Source organism: bacterium (assembly GCA_020440705.1).
Classification (GTDB): domain Bacteria; phylum Krumholzibacteriota; class Krumholzibacteriia; order LZORAL124-64-63; family LZORAL124-64-63; genus JAGRNP01.
In genome coordinates this window covers 1-4,070 of sequence record JAGRNP010000202.1, presented here as the reverse complement: position 1 = coordinate 4,070, position 4,070 = coordinate 1, and the positions used below count along the sequence as shown (strand labels likewise).

The 4,070-nt window shown below is 74.8% G+C and carries 3 protein-coding genes; all 3 read left to right on the top strand.

The features are described from left to right. Positions 1-57: 57 nt before the first annotated feature. Positions 58-1,431 carry a hypothetical protein gene (locus KDM41_17495; GenBank protein ID MCB1185218.1) on the top strand — a complete coding sequence of 458 codons (1,374 nt, stop codon included), beginning with the start codon at positions 58-60 and terminating at the stop codon, positions 1,429-1,431. Between the two features lie 114 nt (positions 1,432-1,545). Beyond that, the gene (locus KDM41_17490; GenBank protein MCB1185217.1) at positions 1,546-2,574 is read left to right on the top strand and encodes a PP2C family protein-serine/threonine phosphatase; all 1,029 of its coding nucleotides are present in this window, start codon (positions 1,546-1,548) and stop codon (positions 2,572-2,574) included. 93 nt (positions 2,575-2,667) lie between these two features. Next, the coding region (locus KDM41_17485; protein MCB1185216.1) for a hypothetical protein at positions 2,668-4,070 on the top strand (1,403 nt) is incomplete at its 3' end.

The following is a 4,070-nucleotide window of genomic DNA, read 5'->3' as shown; positions in this document are numbered from 1 at the left end:
AAGGCTACCCCCTTCCCGGACGCACCTGGCGGTTTTCCGCCCGGTTGAGGTACTGACATGAAGACCACCCGCCTGCTGACCACCCTCGTCCTCCTGGCCGCCGCCTCGGCCGCCGCCGCCCAGTCGGCCTGGGTGCTGACGACCGACTACTCGACCTTCGGGCGCCTGCGCGGTTTCGCGCCCGACGCCCCGTGGTCCGTGAGCGCCGACCTCGCGACGGTGCCCGGCGACGCCGTGGCCCGCCACCACGACGGCCGCCTCTACGTGGTGGGGCGCGCGGGCGCGAACGTGCTGCAGGTGTACGGCGAGAGCGGGACCCTGGAGCGCGAATTCAGCCTCGGCGCCGGCCGCAATCCCCAGGACATCGCCTTCGACACGGCCGGCGACGCCTACGTGAGCTGCTACGACACCGCCGAACTGCTGAAGGTCGACGTGGCGGCCGAGGCGGTCACCGCCGTCTATCCGACCGCCCCGTGGGCCGACGCCGACGGCCTGCCCGAGACGGCCTGGATGACCGCCGTCGGCGACATGCTCTACATCGCCGCCCAGAAGCTCGACCGGGACAACTGGTACGCCCCGACGGGCCCGGGCCTGCTGCTCGTCTTCGACATGGCCACCGACACCTTCGCCGCGCCTATCACCCTGACCGGCAGTGATCCCTACACGCGGATCGAGCAGGTCACCACCGCGGGCGGCGGGCTGCTCCTGCGGGTGGGCTGCGCCGGCTGGTTCGGCGTGGCCGACGCGGGCATCGAGTCGGTCGACCCGCAGACGGGACTCAGCCTCGGCTACGACCTGACGGAGGCCCAGCTCGGCGGCGACGTGACCGCCTTCGTGACCACGGCCCCGGGCGTGATCCATGCCGTGGTCAGCGACGCCTCATTCCGCACCCATCTCGTGCGCGGCGACACGGGCGGCGCGCCCACGACGACTCTCGCCTCGGCCACCGGCTACCACTTCGCCGACGTGGCCTGGGACGGCGACGCGCAGCTCTACCTCGCCGACCGCAACCCGTCGGCCCCCGGCCTGCGGGTCTTCGACGCCGTGTCCGGCGCCGAGCTCACCGGCGGCGCTCTCGGCACGGGCCTGCCGCCCTTCCAGATCGTGTTGCCGTCCGACGACGTCTCCGCGGCGCCGCTGCCGGCCCTGGCCGGGTCGCTGTCCCTGGGGGCGCCCTTCCCCAACCCGTGCAATCCGCGCGCCGAGGTCGTGCTCTCCGGTCGCCCCGGCGACGCGGTGCGCGTGTCGGTGTGCGACCTGCGCGGCCGCCGGCTCCACGCCGAAACGGTGCGCCTGGACGCGGCCGGCACCCGCACGTGGGTCTTCGCCGGCACCGACCGGTCGGGCCGGGCGCTGCCGGCCGGCGTGTATCGCCTCGTGGCCCAGGGCGACGACGGCTTCGCGGTCCGTTCGGTGACGCTGGTCAAGTAGTCGGGATGCGTCCGGTGCCGCCGCCTTTCCCGTGGCCGGGCGGCGTCGATGGGGTATCTTGGGACGGCGCCGTCCGTGGGGGCGGCGCCGTTCATCATCCCCGAGGAGCCTCGCGTGCCCGAAAACCCCGTTCCCGCCACCGGCCTGCGCGCCGCCCTCCGCAACAGCCTGCTCGGCTGGGGCGCCACCGGCTGGGTCTCGCCCCGCCGCCAGCGCACCGCCAAGCTCGTCTTCCCGGTGGCCGGCTTCGCCATGGGGATCCTCGTGGCGCGCATCTACCGCATCCTGCCGGACGAGGTCGAGACGCGCGAACTGGCCCTGCTCATGGCCGGCGTGGTCGTGGTCTTCTTCATCGCCTACCTGGTCTACGACGCGGTCATGGGGATGGAACTGCTGGACAAGCGCGCGGTCGAGGCCGATCTGGCCGTGGCCCGCCAGATCCAGCAGCGGGCGCTGCCGGGCGAGCTGCCGGCACCGGCGGGCTACGAACTGGCGGCGCACCACGAGCCCGCCCGCCAGGTGGGCGGCGACGCCTACGACGCCTTCACCCTGCCGGACGGTCGGGTCCTGGTGGTCGTGGCCGACGTGACCGGCAAGGGCGTGAGCGCGGCGCTGCTAATGATGGGCGTGCTGGCGCGCCTGCGCGCCCTGGCCGACACCGGCCTCGGCCTGGCCGAACTGGTGACGCGCGTGAACGAGCAGATGGTGGCCGAGACCGAGACGACCCACTTCTCGACCCTGGTCGTGGGTGTGCTCACGCCGGACACCGGCCACCTGGAGTACGTGAACGCCGGCAACAACCCGCCCCTGGTGGTGCGCGCCGACGGCACCTGGGCGCCGCTCCAGCAGGGCGGCCTGCCCGTGGGCATGCTGCCCGACCTGCACTACACGGCCGGCACGGTGACCCTCGGAGCCGGCGATCGGCTGCTGATCACGCCCGACGGCGTGAGCGATGCCGACGAGGAGGGCGGCGTGCTGCTGGACGATCCGGCCCTGGCCGAACTGGCGCGCGGCGACCGGGCGCCGGACGCGGCCGCCGTGGTCGCCGCCATCCGCGAGCGCATCACCGCCCGCCTGGGCGACGAACGCTTCGACGACGTGACCGCCCTCGTCCTGGCCCGCACCGGAACGCCCGCGGCCTGACCCGGCGCGTTGGTCGCGCGCGGGGGTGTGTGCTAGACTGCGCCGGCGCCGGACCCGCACCGAGACGCCCGACCCGACGCCCGAGGAGCGCCCTTGTCCCTGCGTCCCCAACGACTTTCCCTGCTGGTGGGGGCCGCCCTGTTCGGGGCGGCGGCCCTGTTCTGGCTGCTCTTCCTGCCGCGGGCGGAGGAGTCGGTCTTCGGCCGGGTGCCGTATCTCGACGAGGTGATCTACCTCGACCGGGCGGCCGACATCCGCGACGGGCGCGCCGCCGGCGAGCCCCACTTCATGGCGCCCCTGTACCCGCACCTGGTGGCCGCCGCCGCGGCGCCCGCCGCCACCGCCGGCGGCGACGTGATCCCTCCCGCCGACCTGCGCGGCCTGCGTCTCCTGCAGGTGGGCTGCTGGTTCGGCACCCTGGCGCTGCTGGCGGTGGGCGGCCGGCTCCTGGCCCGCGACTTCGCCGCGACGCCCGGCCGGCTGGTGGCGACCTGGCTGCCGGCGCTGCTCTTCCTGCTCTACCGTCCGGCCGCCATCTTCGCCACCGCGGTGCTGGGTGAGACGGTCCTGACCTTCCTCGTGACCCTGGCCGTGGTGCTCACCCTGCGCGTGGTGGGGAGTCGCGCCATGCCACCGGCGCTCAGCCTGGCCCAGGCCGCCCTCGCGGGGTTGGCCCTGGGGGCGGCCGCTCTCGTGCGCGGCACGGCGCTGCTGGCCGTGCCGGCTCTCACGGCCGCCTTCCTGTGGGGGCCGGAGGTCGACAGCGGATCGCCGCGGCCGCGCCGGCGGGCCTGGGCGGCGCCGCTGGTGCTGGTGGCGACCTGCGTGCTGGCGATCCTGCCGGCGGCGCTCCACAACACGCGGCTCGTGGGCCGGCCCGCCGGACCGACCCTCAACGCCGGCCTGAATCTCTACATCGGCAACGGACCGGGGGCCAACGGCTTCTACGTGCAGGTGCTGCCCGGCGACCTGCGTGAAGATCCGGCCGGACTGGCCTACCTCGGCGCGCACGCGGGCCACCCCGTCGACCTCGGCGAAGCCGATCGCCTCTGGCGGGAGCGGGCCCTCGAGGCCATGGGCGCCGCGCCCGGGCGCAGCTTCGGCCTCGCCCTGAAGAAGGTGTGGCTGCAGCTGCAGAACTGGGAGATCGACCAGATGGCGGGGCAGGGACCATGGCGCGCCGAAGTGCCGCTGCTGGCCGTGGCCTGCGTGCCCTACGGCCTGCTGAGCAGCCTGGGCCTGGTGGGGCTCGCGCTGGGCTGGCGCCAGCGGCCGGTGCGGATCCTGGCGGCCGTCCTGTTGCTCCTGGTGGCCGGGCAGTCGCTCTTCTTCGTGGTGGCCCGCTACCGCCAGGTGCTGGTGCCCCTGTGGGCGCTGGCGGCCGGCGTCGGCGCGGCGTCCCTGCGCGGGCGGCCGCGTGTGGCGGCGCCGCTGTGGCTGGCGGCCATCGCCCTGGTGATCCCCTGGGGGCAGGGCGCCGTGCGCGCCCAGACCAC

Excerpts from the sequence above, each read along its gene's own strand:
- KDM41_17495 (MCB1185218.1), top strand. The coding sequence starts at position 58 with ATGAAGACCACCCGCCTGCTGACCACCCTCGTCCTCCTGGCCGCCGCC.